General features: G+C 73.6%; 14 protein-coding genes. 7 read left to right on the top strand and 7 right to left on the bottom strand.

What is annotated here, in order from left to right; genetic code table 11:
- Positions 1-116 precede the first annotated feature (116 nt).
- The 7 genes from GOBS_RS15075 to GOBS_RS15045 all read left to right on the top strand — a co-directional run bounded on the left by GOBS_RS15075 (position 117) and on the right by GOBS_RS15045 (position 7,388).
- On the top strand, positions 117-785 hold the full coding sequence (locus GOBS_RS15075; protein ID WP_012949124.1) for a 3-oxoacid CoA-transferase subunit B: 669 nt from the start codon (positions 117-119) through the stop codon (positions 783-785).
- A gap of 29 nt (positions 786-814) precedes the next feature.
- Positions 815-1,795, top strand: a complete 981-nt coding sequence (locus GOBS_RS15070) for a tripartite tricarboxylate transporter substrate binding protein (RefSeq protein WP_012949123.1) — start codon at positions 815-817, stop codon at positions 1,793-1,795.
- Positions 1,796-1,971: 176 nt separating this feature from the next.
- Positions 1,972-2,478 (top strand): hypothetical protein, encoded by a 507-nt coding sequence (locus GOBS_RS15065; protein WP_012949122.1) that lies wholly within the window; start codon positions 1,972-1,974, stop codon positions 2,476-2,478.
- A gap of 117 nt (positions 2,479-2,595) precedes the next feature.
- The gene (locus GOBS_RS15060; RefSeq protein ID WP_012949121.1) at positions 2,596-4,149 is read left to right on the top strand and encodes a putative bifunctional diguanylate cyclase/phosphodiesterase; all 1,554 of its coding nucleotides are present in this window, start codon (positions 2,596-2,598) and stop codon (positions 4,147-4,149) included.
- Positions 4,150-4,316: 167 nt separating this feature from the next.
- Entirely contained in the window at positions 4,317-5,366 is a 1,050-nt protein-coding gene (locus tag GOBS_RS15055; protein ID WP_012949120.1) for a TIGR03885 family FMN-dependent LLM class oxidoreductase, read from the top strand.
- On the top strand, positions 5,363-5,680 hold the full coding sequence (locus GOBS_RS15050; RefSeq protein WP_049788312.1) for a GNAT family N-acetyltransferase: 318 nt from the start codon (positions 5,363-5,365) through the stop codon (positions 5,678-5,680). The genes GOBS_RS15055 and GOBS_RS15050 overlap by 4 nt, the downstream gene beginning before the upstream one ends.
- A 37-nt stretch (positions 5,681-5,717) precedes the next feature.
- Positions 5,718-7,388 (top strand): alpha-amylase family protein, encoded by a 1,671-nt coding sequence (locus GOBS_RS15045; protein ID WP_012949119.1) that lies wholly within the window; start codon positions 5,718-5,720, stop codon positions 7,386-7,388.
- Here the strand turns inward: GOBS_RS15045 and GOBS_RS15040 are convergent.
- The 7 genes from GOBS_RS15040 to GOBS_RS15010 are packed head-to-tail and all read right to left on the bottom strand — an operon-like array spanning position 7,334 to position 18,239.
- A complete protein-coding gene (locus tag GOBS_RS15040; protein WP_012949118.1) occupies positions 7,334-8,143 on the bottom strand; it encodes a 4'-phosphopantetheinyl transferase family protein in 810 nt (269 codons plus the stop codon). The two genes, GOBS_RS15045 and GOBS_RS15040, sit on opposite strands and share 55 nt — an antisense overlap.
- A 3-nt stretch (positions 8,144-8,146) precedes the next feature.
- Positions 8,147-9,361 (bottom strand): DUF418 domain-containing protein, encoded by a 1,215-nt coding sequence (locus tag GOBS_RS15035; protein ID WP_012949117.1) that lies wholly within the window; start codon positions 9,359-9,361, stop codon positions 8,147-8,149.
- A complete protein-coding gene (locus GOBS_RS15030) occupies positions 9,358-10,515 on the bottom strand; it encodes a threonine synthase (RefSeq protein ID WP_041242331.1) in 1,158 nt (385 codons plus the stop codon). Before GOBS_RS15030 ends, GOBS_RS15035 begins: the two co-directional genes overlap by 4 nt.
- Before the next feature lie 19 nt (positions 10,516-10,534).
- On the bottom strand, positions 10,535-11,569 hold the full coding sequence (gene sbnB / locus GOBS_RS15025; protein ID WP_012949115.1) for a 2,3-diaminopropionate biosynthesis protein SbnB: 1,035 nt from the start codon (positions 11,567-11,569) through the stop codon (positions 10,535-10,537).
- A 33-nt stretch (positions 11,570-11,602) separates the two neighbouring features.
- The gene (locus tag GOBS_RS15020; protein WP_012949114.1) at positions 11,603-12,583 is read right to left on the bottom strand and encodes a TauD/TfdA family dioxygenase; all 981 of its coding nucleotides are present in this window, start codon (positions 12,581-12,583) and stop codon (positions 11,603-11,605) included.
- A complete protein-coding gene (locus GOBS_RS15015; protein WP_012949113.1) occupies positions 12,580-15,108 on the bottom strand; it encodes a non-ribosomal peptide synthetase in 2,529 nt (842 codons plus the stop codon). The genes GOBS_RS15020 and GOBS_RS15015 overlap by 4 nt, the downstream gene beginning before the upstream one ends.
- Positions 15,105-18,239, bottom strand: a complete 3,135-nt coding sequence (locus GOBS_RS15010; RefSeq protein WP_012949112.1) for a Pls/PosA family non-ribosomal peptide synthetase — start codon at positions 18,237-18,239, stop codon at positions 15,105-15,107. Before GOBS_RS15010 ends, GOBS_RS15015 begins: the two co-directional genes overlap by 4 nt.
- Positions 18,240-18,247 lie beyond the last annotated feature (8 nt).

The following is an 18,247-nucleotide window of genomic DNA, read 5'->3' as shown; positions in this document are numbered from 1 at the left end:
CCTGGGCACGTGGCGGACGAGCGCCAGCGAGGAGGACGCGTGACCGGGCCCGCGAGGTCACGCAGGAGCGCGGCATCCCCGGGCAGGAGACCGACGAGCGCCGGCGAGGAGGGATCGTGATCCGCCCGCTGTCCCCGACCGACGTCGCGCGCCGGGTGGCCCGCGACATCCCCGACGGCTCCTACGTCAACCTCGGGATCGGCCTGCCCACGCTGGTCGCCGACGTGGTGGGGCCGGACAAGGAGATCGTCTACCACAGCGAGAACGGCATCCTCGGGATGGGCCCGGCACCGGCCGCCGGCGAGGAGGACCCGGAGCTGATCAACGCCGGAAAGCAGCCGGTGACCCTGCTGCCGGGCGGCTCCTTCTTCCACCACACCGACGCGTTCGTCATGATGCGCGGCGGCCACCTGGACGTCTCCGTGCTCGGGGCGTTCCAGGTGTCCGAGACCGGCGACCTGGCGAACTGGGCCACCGACGAGGCGGCGCTGCCGCCGGCCGTGGGCGGGGCGATGGACCTGGCGGTGGGCGCCCGGCGGGTCCTCGTCGTGACCACGCACACCACGCGGGACGGGCGTGCCAAGCTCCTGTCGCGCTGCAGCTACCCGCTCACCGCGGCGGCGGTCGTGGACCGGGTCTACACCGACCTCGCCGTCCTCGACGTCGGCCCCGAGGGCTTCGTCGTCCGGGAGGTGGCGCCCGGCGTCACACCCGACGCCCTGCAGGCGGTGACCGGCGCCCCGCTGCGGTTCGCCCCCGACCTCGCCGTCGTCCACCCCGACTGACCCCCTCCCCGACGTCCCTGGAGGCAACGATGCCCCTGACCCGTCCGGTCCGGACCCTCACCGCGCTGACCGCCCTCGCCCTGCTCGCCGGCTGCGCGGAGCAGGGCGGAGGCGCGACCGACGACCCGGCCGCCTACCCCAGCCAGGAGATCCGGCTGCTCGTCCCGTACGCGGCCGGCGGGCCCACCGACCTGACCGCCCGCGCGTACGGCACCTCGCTGGAGGAGCAGCTGGGGCAGACCGTGGTGGTCGAGAACCTGCCCGGCGGTTCCGGTGCGCTCGCCACCCAGCAACTGATCGCCGCCCCGCCCGACGGGTACACCCTGTCGCTGGTGACCGCGGGGACGCTGGTCCTCACCCCCCTGGCCAACGAGGTGGGGTACACCAAGGACGACGTCACGCCGATCGGGGTGATGTCGGAGGTGCCCTCCGTCCTGGCGGTCGGGAACGGCTCCCCGTACCAGTCCGCCGAGGACTTCTTCACCGCCGCCGAGCAGCAGCCGGGCGTCCTCACCGTCGGTGTCCCGGGCGCCTCGACGCCGCAGGGCATCGAGCTGCAGCGGCTGCGCGAGGAGTACGGCGTCGAGGTGACGGCCGTGCCCTTCAACGGCAACGCGGAGATGACGACGGCGCTGCTCGGCGGGAACGTCGACGCCGTCCTCATCAACGCCTCCTCCGACGTCACCGCGAACATCGACGGCGGGCAGTTCCAGCCGCTGGCGGTCTCCTCGGAGGAGCGGCTGTCCTGGCTGCCGGACACGCCCACCCTGGTCGAGTCCGGCTTCCCGGAGCTGACCCTGTCCGGGTCGACGTTCGGCCTCGCCGGACCGGCCGGGCTGCCCGATGAGGTCGTCACCGTGCTCGAGGACGCGCTGCGCACCGCGCACGACGACCCGGCGGTCGTCGAGCAGGTGGGCGAGGAGTACATCGACGAGGAGTTCCGCGGCGCCGACGAGCTGCGGCAGGTCCTCGACCGGACCCAGGAGGTGTACGAGCCCCTGCTCGGCTGACCGGTGTTGACCGCCGGCCGTGGAGTGGTGGATCGCGGCGCTGCGGGCCCGGTGAGCGGTGTCCTCCTGGCTGCTGGTCCACCCGCCGCTGCTCGGCCCGGCGGTGCTGCAGCCGCTCGCCGCGGAGCTGCGGCAGCGGGGGGAGCGGGGTCGCCGTCCCGGACCTGCGGGCGGCGGTGGGGACGGCGTCCGGCTGGCCGCAGCGGTGGGTCTCCGCCGCCGCGGCGGCCGGGCCCGCGGAGGTCCTCGTCGGCTTCTGCGGGGCGGGGATCGTGCTGCCCGCTGTGGCGGCTGCGGTCGGCGTGCGGCGGGTCGTGCGGCTCGACGCCGTCCTGCCGACCGGCACCTGGCCGGACCCCGTCCGCGAGCTGACCGCGCCGCTGGTGCGCGACGGCCGGATCGCCGACTGGACCACCTGGTGGGGGCCGGACGTGATGGAAGAGGACCCCCTCCTCCCCACCCCTCGCAGGCTCGGGGCGGTGCCCTGGAGGGGGCCGGACGTCGCCGTCCCGGTGCCCGACCGGTGGCCGGACGACGAGGTGCGGTACGTGCACCTGTCACCGGCCTACGCAGCAGAAGCCGCCGCCGCGCGGGCCCGTGGCTGGACGGTCGTCGGGGACGGCGCCGGCGAGCACCTGGACGTGGCCGACGACCCGGCGCGGGTCACCGACCTGATCGGCTGACCGGCCTCACCCGAGGGGGTGGGCCGGGCGCCGTCCGCTCAAGACGCGTCCCCGACGGGCCGACGACCGGGGTGACGCGCTCCCGAGGACGGGACGCGCCCGAACGGAAGGCCAGCAGTGGACGACGCACCGGCACGGCCCCCTGCCCGCCGCCTCCGGGTCGCGGTCTACTCCGGGGTCCTGGCGGCCGCGCTGGCCGCCGCGCACCTCCTCGTCGCGCGGGTCTCGTCGGGCGGCTCCGAGCAGGTGCTGCTGCACGTGCTGCTCAGCGGCACCGCGGCTGTCGGCGCCGCCGCCCTCGCCGCCCAGCGGGTGCGGCGCACCGAGGCCGACCTGGCCACGCTGGCCTTCTCCGACGTCCTGACCGGGCTGGCCAACCGGGCGCTGTTCACCGACCGGCTCGAGCTCGCGCTGCGCCGCACCGCGCGCAGCGGCGGCGAGGTGGCCGTCGTCTTCCTCGACCTCGACGGCTTCAAGGCCGTCAACGACAGCCTCGGTCACGCCGCCGGGGACCGGCTCATCCGCGAGGTGGGCACGCTGCTGCAGTCCGCCGTCCGCTCCGAGGACACCCTCGCCCGCCTCGGCGGCGACGAGTTCGCGATCCTCGTCGAGCGCTCGCCCGGCGTCGAGGAAGCCACCCGGATCGCCGAGCGGGCGCTCGCCGCGCTCGCCGGGCCGGTCGACCTCGGAGGGCAGCGGGTCACCGTCTCGGCGAGCATCGGCATCGCCACCGGGGACGTCGCGGCGACGGCGTCGTCCCTGCTGCGGGACGCCGACAACGCCATGTACTGGGCCAAGGGTGCCGGCGCCGGCCGCTACGTCGTGTTCAACCCGCAGATGCGCTCGGCCGCCGCGGAACGCCGCCAGCTGGAGACCGACCTGTGGGCCGCTGTGGACGGGGAGCAGTTCCGGCTGGTCTACCAGCCCGTCGTCGACCTGGGCAGCGAGCGGGTCACCGGCTTCGAGGCGCTCATCCGCTGGGACCACCCGGTCCTCGGCGTGGTGCTGCCGGAGCAGTTCCTGCCGGTGGCCGAGGAGATCGGGCTGGTCCCCGACATCGGCCGGTGGGTCATCACCCAGGCGTGTGCGGCCGCGGCCGGCTGGCGCCGCGACCACCCGACCGCGGCCGGCCTGTCGATGGCGGTCAACGTCTCGCCGTCCCAGCTCGGGTCGCCGGGCCTGCTCGCCGACGTCCGGACGGCGCTGGAGGCCAGCGGACTGCCGCCGTCTGCGCTGGTCCTGGAGCTCACCGAGTCGGTGCTGGTGCGCGATCCGGTGCTGGCCGCCGAGCGGCTGCACGAGCTGCGCAGCCTGGGGGTGAAGGTCGCGCTCGACGACTTCGGCACCGGCTACTCCTCGCTGTCGCACCTGCGGCAGTTCGCCGTCGACATCCTCAAGATCGACCGGTCGTTCGTGGGCAGCATCGACGAGGCCGAGGCGATGCCGGCCATCCTGCGCGGGCTGATCGACCTGGGGCACACCCTCGACCTGCAGATCGTCGCCGAGGGCATCGAGCTGGAGCGCCAGCGCACGCAGCTGCGCGACGGGCAGGTCGGGCTCGCCCAGGGCTACCTGTTCGCCGCGCCGCTGGAGCACACGGACGCCGAGCTGCTGCTGCTCGGCGGCGTCAGCACGCCCGCCGAGGGGACGGGCACCGCTACCCCGGCCTGAGGGGTAACTCCTCTTCTCATGAGACTGCGGCGGCGACACGCCGGCGTCGCCCCGCGTGTCGGCACCGCGAACCCGTGATCGACTCCGGGCGTGCCTCGGCACCGGCGCTACACCCGGACCGGCTGAGTCGCAGGTAGGCGGCGCGGCGGTGGGGTAGGGGGCCCCGCATGACGGTGATCGGGTTCCACAACTCGCACGAGCAGGTGCACCCCGCCGAGCTGCTGCGCGCGGTGCAGCACGCCGAGGAGGTCGGCTTCACCGCGGCGATGTGCTCGGACCACTTCGCCCCCTGGAACAAGGCGCAGGGGCACTCGGGCTTCGCCTGGTCCTGGCTGGGCGCCGCGCTCGCCAGCACCGACCTCCCGTTCGGTGTGGTGAACGCGCCGGGGCAGCGCTACCACCCGGCGATCATCGCCCAGGGCGCCGCGACGCTCGCGGCGATGTTCCCCGGCCGCTTCTGGATGGCCCTGGGCAGCGGCCAGGTGATGAACGAGCGCATCACCGGCACGCCGTGGCCGCCCAAGCGGATCCGGGACGCGCGGCTGCGCGAGTGCGTCGACGTCATCCGCGCCCTGTTGGCCGGCGAGGAGGTGACCCACCGCGGGCTGGTCGACGTCGAGCGGGCGAGGATCTGGTCGCTGCCGGAGCAGCAGCCGGCCCTCATCGGCCCCGTGATGAGCGTGCCGACGGCGCGGCGGCATGCCGACTGGGCCGACGGCTTCATCACCATCAACCAACCGCACGAGACGCTGCGCGAGCTGACCGGCGCCTACCGGGACGCCGGCGGCCGCGGCCGGCTCGCCCTCCAGGTGCACCTGTGCTGGGACCCCGACCCGGACCGCGCGAGGGCCATCGCCTACGAGCAGTGGCACACCAACACCTTCCCACCGCCGCTGTGCTGGGATATCGACGGACCCGAGGCCTTCGAGCAGGCCAGCCAGCACGTGCCGCAGGAGGCGGTCGAGGGCGCCGTCCTGGTCAGCTCCGACCTCGGTCGGCACGCCGCCTGGCTCGCCGAGTACGTCGAGCTGGGCTTCGACGAGATCTACCTGCACCACGTCGGCAAGGAGCAGCTGCCCTTCCTCGACGCCTTCGGCGAGCACGTCCTCCCGCAGCTGGACGTCACCCGCCCGGCCCCGGCGGTGGCCCTCGACCCGGCCGGCCCGCCGCAGCCGCGCCGTCCCCACCAGGAGGCGCAGCCGGCCGTGCTGCCGTGAGCCCGGCCGACCCCGTCCGCGGGCCGTTCCTCTCCGGCGACCTCGGCTGCTTCGTCTCCCGGCACGTCACCGGCCGCGGGGTCGCCACCGCCGCCGTGGCCGCGATGACCCGGCCGGCGTTCGGGGAGGCCGGACTGCACCGGCCGCAGGCCGACACCCTGCTGCACGACGCCGCCTCGCAGATGGTGCTGCGGCGCAACGGGTCCACCCCGATCGGCGTCGCCCCGCGGTACCTGCGCATCGCCGGGCGGTGGCAGGACCACCTGCTGTTCCAGTTGCCCGCCGACGAGACGGCGACGCCCGGGATGCGGTAGGGACGACACGTCACCGGGCCGAGGAGAGGACGCCGGCATGCGCATCACCGACACCGCCGACCTGTGGTGGAAGAACGCCGTCGTCTACTGCCTGGACGTCGAGACCTACATGGACTGGAACGGCGACGGCTGCGGGGACCTGCCGGGTCTGGCCCAGCGCATCGACCACCTCGCCGACCTCGGCGTGACCTGCCTGTGGCTGATGCCCTTCTACCCGACCGCCGAGCGCGACGACGGCTACGACATCACCGACTTCTACGGCGTCGACCGGCGGCTGGGCACCCACGGCGACCTGGTCGAGGTCATCCGCACCGCCCAGGACCGCGGCATGCGGGTCATCGCCGACCTGGTCGTCAACCACACCTCGGTCGAGCACCCGTGGTTCCAGCGGGCCCGGCAGAGCCGCGACGACCCGTTCCACGACTTCTACGTCTGGCGGGACGACGAGCCGCCGGACACCTCCGACCAGGTCGTCTTCCCCGACCAGGAGAAGGGTGTCTGGACGTTCAACGAGCCGACCGGCGAGTGGTACCTGCACAAGTTCTACAAGGAGCAACCCGACCTGAACGTGGCCAATCCGCGGGTGCGGGACGAGGTGGCCAAGGTCATGGGCTTCTGGCTGCAGCTGGGCCTGTCCGGCTTCCGCGTCGACGCCGTCCCCTTCTTCCTGGAGACCGCCGGCACCGACGGCGAGGCCCTCCCGGAGCCGCACGAGTACCTGCGCGACCTGCGCTCGGTGGTCGGCCGGCGCACCGGCGACGGCGTCCTGCTCGGCGAGGTGAACCTGCCCTACGAGCAGCAGCTGGAGTTCTTCGGCGGCACCGACGGCGACGAGCTCACCATGCAGTTCGACTTCATCGGGATGCAGGCCCTCTACCTGTCGCTCGCCCGCGCCGACGCCGGACCACTGGCCACCGCGCTGGCGGGCCGGCCGGCGCTGGACCCCGACTCGCAATGGGCCACCTTCGTGCGCAACCACGACGAGCTCACCCTCGACAAGCTGACCGACGACGAACGCCAGGAGGTGTTCGCCGCGTTCGGGCCTGAGGAGCGCATGCAGGTCTACGGCCGCGGCCTGCGCCGCCGGCTGCCGCCGATGCTGGACGGCGACCCGCGACGGGTCCGGATGGTCTACAGCCTGCTGTTCTCCCTGCCCGGCACCCCGGTGCTCTTCTACGGCGAGGAGATCGGCATGGGGGAGGACCTCGACGCCGAGGGGCGGCTGGCCGTCCGGACGCCGATGCAGTGGACGTCGGGCCGCAACGGCGGTTTCTCCACCGCCGACCCCGACCGGCTGCCCGGTCCGGTGGTCGACGGCGGGTTCGCCCCGGAGTTCGTCAACGTGGCCGACCAGCGCCGCGACGAGGACTCGCTGCTGTCGTTCACCAAGCTGCTCATCCGCCGCTACCGTGAGTCGCCGGAGCTGGGCTGGGGCGGGTTCGAGCTGCTCGAGCAGCCGCACCGCGAGGTGCTGGCCCACCTGTGCAGCTGGGACGACGGCGCGCTGGTCGCCGTCCACAACCTCGGCCCCGAGCCGCGCACCGTGCCGCTGATGCTCCCGGGCTGCGACGCCGGGCACCGCCTGGAGGACCTGCTGGTCACCCAGACCACGCCGGTCGGCGAGGACGGCGGGGTCGAGCTGACCCTCGACGGCTACGGGTACCGCTGGCTGCGCGTCGTCGGGCCGGACGACCGCCGGCTGGTCTGACGCAGCAGCGGCCCGGCGTCCCGGTGGACCACGTCGTCCGGGGCGGTGCCCAGGCCGGCCAGCGCGGCGACGAAGCCGGCCGGCGCGGGGAGGTCGTGCAGCCACACCGGTTCCGGGCCACTCCGCCGCAGCACGCGCGGCGGGGTGGACGCCGGGGTGACGGCGAGCTCGTCCGGTGGGATCCCGAGCCCCTCGCCGGTGGCCTTGAGCACCGCCTCGCGCCGCACCCAGGAGACGGTGAACGCCCGCGGCCGGTCGACGGCCGGCAGCCGGCCCAGGTGCGCGCGTTCGCACTCGGCCAGCGCGCAGTCGGCCAGGTCGCCGACCTCGTCGGGCGCGTACCGTCCGACCGCCTCGACGTCCACGCCCACCCGGCCACCCGGCAGGACGGCGACCACGACGCAGTGGCCGGAGTGGGAGATCGAGAAGTCCGGCCCGTCGGCGTCGGCCAGCCGGGGCCGGCCGTGCGGTGCGCCGCAGGTGACGCACGTCCGGTCGATCCGCAGCTCGGCCGGCGGCGTCCCGAGCGCGGTGCCGAGCACCAGTCGGGCGACCGCCGCGCCCGCCGTCATCCGCTGCCGGTCGGCCGGGAGGGCCAGCCGCGCCCGCCGCGCCAGGTCCGCCTGCCCCAGCAGCGCGTCGTGCTCCGGGCGGACGTCGCCCGGCCGTGCCCACCACACCTGGCACACCCCGGGCAGCGGTGCGGCGTCCGGCCCGGAGCGCGGCCAGGGCGGCCGGCCGTACAGGGGGCGCACCGGTCAGCCCCGGTGCACGGCGCCCGCGGGGGACGCCGGCTTGCCGAGAACCGCGCGCCGGGCACGTCCCGCCGCCCGGCCGACCAGGGCCTCCAGCGGGCCCTGGGCCCGCCGGCGACGCCAGAGGGAGGCGAAGACCAGCGACCCGACCAGCAGGAACAGGTACTGCGCCACCTCCGAGTCGTCGAACACCCCGACCGCGATGACCAGGATGTGCGCGCTGTAGAGGGTCAGCGTCATGGCCCCCGCCGCCTGGAGCGGCCGGAGCAGGCGGTCGACGGCGTGCACCCGGGTCAGCAGCAGCGCCGCACCCAGCACGGCGAGCGCCGACCCCGTCGCGTGCATGACGTCGAGCGTCGTGTGCGCGTGCGGGCCGGACAGCGCCAGGTACCACCACGACGAGTCCTGCTCGGGCTCCCACAGCAGTGCCGTCGCCTCCTCCCCGGTCGTGGCCGTCAGCCGGTCCAGGCCGCCCAGTGGGTACAGGAGGACGTCGGAGACGGTCTTCGCGCCGACGGCCAGGACGACGCCACCGCCGAGCAGCCAGGCCGCCACCCGCCGAGAGGTCAGGTCGAGCCGGCCGACGGCGAGCCCGGCGCACACGTACGCCAGGTACACCACCACGGGGTAGGGCCCGGTGAGGAACAGCGCGCCCAGCAGCCCCAGCGGCTCGGTTCCCAAGGAGACCAGTGTCGGGTTGGTGGCGTGCAGGTGGGGGAGGTCCGAGTCGACCGTCGTCACGAGCAGGACCGGACCCACCGCCGCCAGCGCGGCCGCGAGCAGGCCCAGGACCGCGGGGGAGAGACCCAGCAGCGGGATCGCGAGCAGGAAGAGCACGGCATAGGCGGGCAGGATCACCTCGATCCCGGTCCCGATCGAGCCGAGGAGCAGGCCGATCAGCCCGATGGCCAGCGCCCGGACCGCGATGCCCACCGCGGCTGCCGTGCGTGCGCGGCCCTGCAGCCGGTGGCGACCGCCGGAGAGGAACGCGATGCTCACCCCGGCCACCACCGCGAACGTGGCGGCCGAACGCCCCCCGGCGAGGACCGTCGACGTCGTGGGCGCGCCGTCCTCGATCGCGTCCCAGACGTGCACCGCCATCATCCCGAACAGGGCCAGGCCGCGGGCGACGTCGACGCCGGTCACCCGCCCGGGGCGCGCCGGCGCCGCGGGCGGCGGCGGGTCCGTCACCCGGTCCGGGCAGCGCTGTGCGCTCACCGGGTCTCCTCGCCGGCCAGCAGCTGTGCCACCTCGTCGAGACCGTCCACGACCGCGACGCGGCGTTGGTCGGGCGGACCAGCCGCTGCCTTGCCCCGGCCGGTGACGAGCAGGACGACGGTCTCCGAGCGATCCACCAGGCCCTGCCCGACGGCCGATCCCAGCCCGGCCAGTGCCGAGGCCCCGGCGGGTTCGGCGCTGAGGCCCGCACGACGGGCGAGCACGCCGACCGCGTCGTCCAGCGCCGTCTCGGAGACCGCCACCATCGCTCCGCCGTCCCGGCGCACCGCGTCGAGCACGGCGTCGCCGATGGCCGCACGCAGCACCGCGATGCCGTCGGCCGCCGTGGCAGCAGGGTCCAGGTCGGCCGGCGCGGCGGTCCTGCCCTGCCAGGCCCGCACCAGCGGCTGGCAGTGCTCGGCCTGGACGCCGACCAGGCGGGGACGCCGGGTGGCCAGGCCGCAGCGGACCAGCTCGTCGAAGCCCTTGTCCAGTGCCACCAGCGTCGGGCCGTCGCCGACAGGGGCGACCACGACGTCCGGGACGACACGGCCCAGCTGCTCCCACACCTCGAACGCCACGGTCTTCTTGGCCTCGAGGGTGACCGGGTTGGCGCCGGTGTTGCGGTCCAGCCAACCGAACGCCCGGGCGGCGTCCCGGGAGAGGTCGGTCGCAGCCGCGTAGCCGGCCGGGACCTGGAACACCCACGCGCCGGCCTGCGTCATCATCGCGATCTTCTCCGGCCGGCACTCCAGGGACACGAAAATGACCGCCCGCAGCCCGGCCGCCGCGGCGCCGAAGGCCGTCGAGACCGCCGCGTTGCCGGTGGAGGCGGTCGTGATCGTGTCGATCCCCCTCCGCAGGCCGTCCTCGATCACCAGCGCGGTGGCGCGGTCCTTGTTCGACGTCGTCGGGTTGCGCGTCTCGTCCTTGACCCACAGGCGCGGTGTCCCCGCCTCCTGCCGCAGAGCCGGGACCGGCAGCAGCGGGGTGCCGCCGATCGGCAGCGGGTACCGCACCGGGCCGTCCGGCAGCGGCAGCAGGTCCCGGTACCGCCACATCGTGAAGGAGGCAGGTCGGTCCTGCGGTACCAGCGCCGGCCCGTAGTCGTACTCCAGCCACTCGCAGCCGGCCACGACGACCGACCCGGTCATGCTCCCCACTGCGTTGTCCTCACCCGTACCGGCGCAGTTCGGTGAAGAAGTCCTCGACGACCTGCAGTTCGCCGGCGGCGGCGACCTCGTCGTAGACCGCCTTGCCCACCGCCAGGTCGAGGACGCCGAGGCCGAACGGGGAGAACACGACCGGCCGGTCCGCCGGGACGGTCACGCGGCCGGCCATCACGTCGGCGAGCGTGCCGAGCAGGAAGTCCCGGCTGCCGGTCAGCTGCTCGGCCAGGTGGGGGGACGTGCTGGCCTTGAGGCAGTGCTCGACGTCGTCCACGACGTTGGTCGAGGCGAGCAGCACCTCGGGCGCGAGGTCGCGCAGCGACACGTGCAGCACCAGGGGGTTGTGGTCGAACCACGACACGTCGGAGACGTGCGGCTCCCCGGCGATCGTGGCGAACACGACGAGGTCGCTGGAGCGGATGAGCTGCTCCGCGGTGTCGTGCACGGTGACGCGGGCCGACGTCCCCGACTGCTCCAGGTAGCTGCGGAAGCCGCCTGCGCTGTCGGCGGACAGGTCGTGCACGCCGATCTCGTCGAACGACCAACCGGTGGCCGCGAGGTAGGAGTGGATGTAGCGGGCGATCAGGCCCACCCCGAAGAAGCCGACCCGGGTCGGGCGGCCCCGTCCCCGGCTGAGCCAGTCGGCCGCGGACGCCGCGGACGCCGCCGTCCGGCTGGCGCTGATGACCGAGGCCTCCATGCAGGCGAACGGGTAGCCGGTGTCGTGGTCGTTGAGGATCAGCACGGCCGAGGCCCGGGGGATCCCGGCGGACACGTTGTCCGGGAAGCTGGAGATCCACTTGATGCCGTCGACCCGCACGTCCCCACCGATCGAGGCGGGCAGCGCGATGATCCGCGCCGACGGACGGTCCGGGAAGCGCAGGAAGTACGACGGCGGGTTCACCGAGTCCCCGGCGCCGTGGAGCCGGTAGGTGGCCTCGACGAGCTCGACGATCTCCTTCTCCCGACCGTGCAGCGCGGACTGGACCTGCGCGCCGGGGACCACCGCGAACGGTGGCACGGTGAGCTGCTGTGACATGGGTTCCCCTCGTGCGGGACGGGACTGTGGGTGTCAGGCGGTCGGCGCGTGTTCGGCCAGGCGGGTCGGGTCGGCGATCCCGACGAGCACGTCGCGGGGGCCCTCGTAGGCCTCCCGGCTGTGCGCGGTGCGGATGTTGTCGACCAGCAGCAGGTCGCCGGCCTGCCAGGGGTTCCGCGCGGTGTGGGCCTCGTAGACCTCGTTGACGACCTGCACGACGTCCTCGCCGATCGGGTCGCCGTTGCCGAAGCGGGTGTTGAACGGCAACCCGTCCTCGCCGTACACGTCCACCAGGTACTCGCGCACCTCCTCGGCCAGCGTCCACTGGTTGAGGAAGGCGATCTGGTTGAACCAGCACCGCTCCCCTGTGACGGGGTGGCGGACGACGGCGTTGCGCCGCTGCCGGGTCCGCAGGCCACCGTCGGGTTGCCACTCGAACTCGATCCCGTTGGCCCGGCAGTAGCCCTCGACGGTGCTCCGGTCGTCGGTGCCGAAGGCCTCCCCGACGGATGCCCCGATCTCGTCGTTGTAGCTGCGGGTGAGCATCCAGCCGTCCCGCTCGAACCTCGCCACCAGATCCGCCGGGAGCGCTTCCAGCACCGTCGGTGCGTCGGCGACCGCCGTCGCCCCACCGGCGGTGGGTGCGGTCAGGCAGGCGAAGAGCATCAGGCCGGGTACTTCGAGCGTGTAGCTGAGCTCGTGGTGCATGCACATCGGCTGGTTGGCCGGCCATGGTGTGGCCGAGAACAGTCCGCCGGGCTGCGGCTGCCGGGGTGCGAAGGCCTCCCGCTCGGCGACCAACCGGTCGGTCAGCCGTCCGGCCACGGCGGCGACCGTGTCCGCGTCGGCCAGGCCCAGGCCGCGCACCAGCAGCGATCCGTGCTCGAGGACGGCGGCGCGCAGCGCGCCGCGGTGCTCGGCGGCCCAGGCGGCAGGGTCACCGGCGAAGCCGGCACGCAGCACCGGGGGACTGCCGGGGCGCAGCTCCACGTCGAGCAGGGACGGGGACGTCATCGGGCACTGCCTTCCGGGACTCGGGGGGAGGGGATGGGGGAGGAGCTCGCGCGCTCGTCGAGGAGGGCGGCGAGGGCGGCGAGGTGGGGTGTGGCCTGGAGCTCCTTCAGTGACACCGCGCGGCCCAGGGCGACCACGAGCTTCACCGCCGACAGGGAGGTCCCGCCGAGGGTGGCGAAGGAGTCCCGCCGGCCGATCTGGTCGGCCGGGACGCCGAGCACCGTCGACCAGACGTCGGCCACTCGCCGCTCGGTCGGCGTGGCGGGCGCGTCGTGGTCCCGCGTCACGGTGAGGAGCTCCCCGGCGAGGGCGGTCAGCGTCGTCCGGTCGATCTTGCCGTTGGCGGTCAGCGGCAGGACCTCCCGCCAGTGGAAGGTCGACGGGACCATGTAGTCGGGCACCGCCGTCCCCAGCCGCTCGCGCAGGACGTCGTCCCCGATCGGCCCGGGGCCGGAGTAGAAGGCCACCAGGCGCGTGGTCCGGTCGGCCCCCTCGGCGACCACCGCGGCGCCGTCCCGGACCCCGGGCACCCGCAACAGGGCGTTCTCGACCTCGCCGATCTCGATCCGGAAGCCGCGGATCTTCACCTGGTTGTCCCGGCGGCCGAGGAAGTCGAGCTTCCCGTTCGGCAGCCAGCGGCCGTAGTCGCCGGTCCAGCAGATCCGCTCACCCGGCCGGTTGGGGTCGTCGCGGAACACGCGGGCGGTCCGCTCGGGGTCGTTGACGTACCCACGGCCCACGCAGACACCGGAGAAGACGATCAGCCCGGGCGCACCCAGCGGGACCGGGGTCCCGTGCTCGTCGACGACGTCGACGTGCGTGTTGATGATCGGCCGGCCGAGGGGCACCCGCTCCTCGGCCGGGACCTCCTCCATGAGCTCGTGGACGGCGTCGTCGGAGGTCTCCGTCAACCCGTAGGTGTTGACCACCGGGATGCCGGGCTGGACGCCGAACCAGCGCTGGACGAGTTCCTTCTTCAGGAAGTCCCCGGTGGGGCAGACGGTGTGCAGGTCGGGCAGCTCGCGGGGGTGCTGCTCCAGGTAGGAGACGATCACCTCCAGGTACGAGGGCACCACCTGGACCACTGCGGCCCGGCCGTCGACGATCGTGTCGACGAACCGCTCGACGTCGAGGACGACGTCCTGCGGGACGACGAGGGTCCGTCCGCCGAGCACCAGCCCCGCGACCATCTGCCAGATCGAGATGTCGAAGCACTGGGGCCCCGTCTGCGGCACGACCTCGCCCTCGGTGATGCCGAGGTCCTCGACCTTGGCGAACAGGTGGTTGAGCAGGCCGGCGTGCTCGCACATGACGCCCTTCGGCTCACCGGTGGAGCCGGAGGTGAACAGCAGGTAGGCCAGCTGGTCCGGCGCCACCGGGACGCCGAGGTCACCGTCGGCGTGGTCCTCTGCCCAGGCCGCGTCGACGAGGAGCCGCTCGATGCCGGGCAGGGTCTCGAGGGCCTGGTCGAGCGTGGTGCTGCTGCGCTCCTCGGTGAGCACCAGCCGGCACTCCGAGCGGGAGAGCGCCGTCGCGATCCGGCCGGCCGGGAAGTGCGGTTCGAGGGGCAGGTACGCCCCACCGGACTTGTAGACGGCGAGCACGGTGGCCACCCACTCGAGGTCGCGCTCCATGACGACCGCGACGACGTCCTCCCGTCGCACGCCGCGTGCCAGCAGCGCCCGGCCGAGCCGGTTGGCCCGCGCGTTGAGTTCCCGGTAGGTCCACTGCCGGTCGCCGCACACCACGGCGACGGCGTCCGGCTGCCGCGCCGCGCGCTCCTCGAAGAGCTCGTGCACGGGACGGTCGGGCAGCGCGCGCCGCGGGCCACCGAGGTCCTCGAGCTGGAGGCGCAGCTCCTCGGCCGACAACAGGCTCGCCCCACCCGGGACGGCGTCCGGGTCGGCCGCCAGTTGCTCCAGCGCCGTGCGGTGGTAGCCGGCGACCCGAGCGGCCGCGTCGGCGTCCAGCACGTCGGTGCGGTACCGGACCCGCAGGGCGAGCCGGTCGCCGTGGTGGGCCCGGGCGACTCCCAGCACGATGCCGCGGGGGAGGTCGCCGCCTGCGCCGGTCGGGTCGAACACCGTCTCGAAGGCCGGTCCGCGGGCACCCAGCTGGGCCCGCAGCTCCTCGACGGGGGTGTGCCGGTGCGCCAGCACGCCGGCCTCGACCGCCGCGGTGCGCCGCACCAGTTCCCGCCACGAGCCGGCGTCCGTCGAGATCCGGCACGGCAGGGGCCGGTCACCGTTCCCGGCGATGTAGCCGGTCACCACCTCGGTCTCGCCGGAGAGCGCGGACAGCACCCGGGCGTGCGCGGCCAGCAACACCGACCCCAACGGCACCGCGAGCCGGTCGGCCAGCTTGCGCAACGCGACCCGGCTGGAGTCGGTGAGGGTGACCTCCAGGTCGGCCGACCCCGGCACGGGCGCCGGGGTCCACCGCGGGATCGTCGTCGACCCGCCGGCGGAGAGCACCTGCTCCCAGAACACCCGGCCGGCGTCCGTCGCCGTGTCGACGGCGGTCACCGGGACCCCGCCAGGTGGCGCTGGGTGGCGCGGTGCCGGCCACTCCTGCGCGGGATCGGGATGGCCGGGGACGGGCTGGACGTGCCATTCCCCCGGAACAGGTCCATGACGTCCTCCTGGGACTGGGTGGTGAGCTGGTCGTCTTCGCGCGGGGCCGGCGCGGGGAGGGGCGGGGGAGGCCCGGCCAGTTCGACGGCCGGGTTCCCGCCCCACCGAGCACCGGACGGGACCTCCTCGCCCTTCATGACGAAGGAGTCGGCCTCCACGACGACGTCGTCCCCGATGACCACGCCGTAGTGCGCCATGGCGCCGACCCCGAAGGTGACGCCGGAGCCGACAGTGGTCGCGTCGGACTTGAAGGCGTAGTCCTCCTGCGTATGGACCTGGATGTACGAGCCGGCGTTGAGGGTGACGTCGTCGCCGATCGTCACGAGCGTCTTCTCGGCCATGACGTGTCCGTCGTCGAACAGCCGCTTGCCGAGCCGGAGGCCCACGATCCGCCAGAGCAGGGCCGCGAACGGGGTACCGGCGGCGAGCCGGTGCACACCGATCCGCGCGTTGAACTTGAAGAAGCGTTCCCGCTGCCAGAAGTCGATCTCGTAGATGGAGCAGTACAGGGGTCCTGTGCCGAGGAACCGGGTGGCGGTGCGCTCGAGGCTGCAGAAGTAGACGACGCTGAAGAGCAGCAGGCCGAGCGTGGACAGGGCGATCGCCCACGCACCGAGCTCCGCAAGGCCGTCGAGGGCGGTCATGGAGACCACGGTGAGGACGAAGGAGTACACCCAGCGTGCGAGCAGGAACAGCCCGATCGTGCCCAGGTTGTACCGGTTCTTGGCGGCCAGGCGGCGCGGGAAGTCCTCGTCGTGGGCCATCCGCATGAACTTGCTGTCCCGCTCGACCGTGCGGGGGATCTCGAAGGCGGGTGCCCCGAGGAGGCCGACCCCCTCCCGGACGGGCCCGTCGATCGGGACCAGCACCTTGCTCGCGAGCAAGCAGTCGTCGCCGGTCCTGGCCCCGGCGGGGTAGATGATGTCGTTGCCGAGGAAGCTGTTCGCCCCGATGGAGGCCCGGGTCACCGAGAACGACGTGCTCGAGTAGGTGGCGTTGAGTGTCGACAGGCCACTGGCGACGACGGTGCCCCGGCCGACCGAGGTCAGCTGCGGGACCTCGTGCTTGACCTCCATGCCGAAGTTCGACCCGGTCTGCACGACGGGGGCCAGCTTGTACCCGATGCTGCGCAGGTAACCGACGATGTAGGACGTGTCACCGGTGAGCGTGATGAAGAACTTGCTGTTGGTGTAGTGCTGCATCGCCCGGTGGACCGAGTAGGCGAAGCCGTACAGGGGATAGACCTTGTCCGGCTTGAGGAAGGGTGCGAGCACCCAGGAGGCGGCCACGACGAACAGGAAGCGGACGAGGATGCCGCCGAAGAAGACGACCAGGGACAGGACCAGCGCGAACTCCCAGAACGTCGCTGACCTCAGGGCCGCCGGCCCCGGCTCGAGCAGCGCGGCCAGTTGCGGCACCGTGCCGATCACCGTGACCACACCGCCGAACATCACCGGCAGGTACACGAGCAGGGCGGTCAGCAGCTGCGCCGCGCCGTAGGCGGCTCGTCGCCAAGTGCTGCAGTCGGCCGGTTCGATCCGCTGGTAGTCCGACGTGGTGGGCTGCGCCGGGGACCCGTGCCAGCGCTCGCCAGCGGGGACGGACTGCCCGGCGTGGAGCGCGGAGGCGTGGCCCAGCTGTGCCCCGTCGCCGACCGAGCTGCCGATGTCCAGCACGGCCCTGTCGCCGACGAAGGCGTTCTCCCCGATGGTGACCGGGCCTATCTGGATCCACCCGGCGTACGCCCGGTAGCCGTTGAGGTAGCTGTCCTTGCGGACGACCGCGCCGGCGCCGATGGAGATCAGGTCACTGCACACGGGGGCGTGCCGGGTGAAGACCACGGCACCGCGGCCGACCTTCGCGCCCAGCGCCCGGAGGTAGAGGTTGTAGACCGGTGACCCGGCGAACAGGACCAGCGGATTGGCCATGACCATGGTCCTGACGAACCAGAAGCGCACGTAGCCGGGGCTCCACAGGGGGATCTGGCGGGGCTTCCACCGGCCGATGAGCGTCCACTTGACCAGGATCGGCAAGGTGCAGATGACCACGAAGGTCGTGCCACCGGCCACCACCGACCGCAGGTAGTCGTCGACCAGGGATGCGCCGGCGGTGATCCAGTCGAAGCTCCACAGGAAGACCAGGCCAGTGACGTAGGTGTAGCCGATGAAGATCAGCAGCTGCAATGCTCCGGTCAGGGCGTACTCCCGGCTGCTGGCCCGGTGCGCCACCTCGGTCGACACGGGGGCGTTCCCCGCGGCAGGGTCCGGCGCCGCCGGACCCGCCTCATCGGCTGCGAACGCCGACGCGAGCCCGCGGACCGTCGGGTTCGCGTAGACGTCCTTGATCGAGACCGCGGGCAGGCCGTCGCGCTTGCGCACGCGGGCGCAGAAGCGGGCCATGACCATGGAGTCGGCACCGAGGTCCTCGAAGAAGTTGCTGTCAGGGGCGACCGTGTCGACCTGCAGCACCTCCGCCAGCACCTCCGCCAGCCCGTCCTGGACCAGGCTGGACGCCGGTGCCGGGGCGAGGGCGGCCGCCAGGCTGCTGATCGTCGGGTGCTGGTAGACGTCCTTGATCGAGACGGCCGGCAGGTCGTCGCGCTTGCGCACGCGGGCGCAGAAGCGCGCCATCACCATGGAGTCCGCGCCCAGGTCGTCGAAGAGGTGCGCGTCGGGTGCCACGGAGTCGACCTGCAGCACCTCGGCGAGCACCTCCGCCAGGCCCGACGCGACCGGGTCGGCGGCCGGTGCGGGCGGTGGCGGCGCGAGCGCGGTCGCGAGGGCGCGGACCGTGGGGTGCTGGTAGACGTCCTTGATCGAGACGGCCGGCAGGTCGGCCTGCTTGCGCACGCGGGCGCAGAAGCGGGCCATGACCATCGAGTCCGCGCCCAGGTCCTCGAACACGTGCGCGTCGGGGTCGACGGTGTTCACCTGCAGCACCTCGGCGAGCACCGCGGCGTAGCCGGTGAGCACCGGGTCGGCCGCCGGCGTGGGGCCGGCCGACCCGGCGGGAACCAGGTCCATGGGGCGTC

Origin of the sequence: Geodermatophilus obscurus DSM 43160, from assembly GCF_000025345.1 — a bacterium.
Classification (GTDB): domain Bacteria; phylum Actinomycetota; class Actinomycetes; order Mycobacteriales; family Geodermatophilaceae; genus Geodermatophilus; species Geodermatophilus obscurus.
The sequence above is the reverse complement of the archived record's forward strand: the minus strand, read 5'-3'. Positions and strand labels throughout refer to the sequence as shown.

What these genes read in the sequence shown, in the direction of transcription:
- GOBS_RS15010 (WP_012949112.1), bottom strand. Translation starts at nt 18,239, where the DNA reads ATGGACCTGGTTCCCGCCGGGTCGGCCGGCCCCACGCCGGCGGCCGAC.
- GOBS_RS15020 (WP_012949114.1), bottom strand. Translation starts at nt 12,583, where the DNA reads ATGACGTCCCCGTCCCTGCTCGACGTGGAGCTGCGCCCCGGCAGTCCC.
- GOBS_RS15030 (WP_041242331.1), bottom strand. Translation starts at nt 10,515, where the DNA reads ATGACCGGGTCGGTCGTCGTGGCCGGCTGCGAGTGGCTGGAGTACGAC.
- sbnB (WP_012949115.1), bottom strand. Translation starts at nt 11,569, where the DNA reads ATGTCACAGCAGCTCACCGTGCCACCGTTCGCGGTGGTCCCCGGCGCG.
- GOBS_RS15070 (WP_012949123.1), top strand. Translation starts at nt 815, where the DNA reads ATGCCCCTGACCCGTCCGGTCCGGACCCTCACCGCGCTGACCGCCCTC.
- GOBS_RS15045 (WP_012949119.1), top strand. Translation starts at nt 5,718, where the DNA reads ATGCGCATCACCGACACCGCCGACCTGTGGTGGAAGAACGCCGTCGTC.
- GOBS_RS15055 (WP_012949120.1), top strand. Translation starts at nt 4,317, where the DNA reads ATGACGGTGATCGGGTTCCACAACTCGCACGAGCAGGTGCACCCCGCC.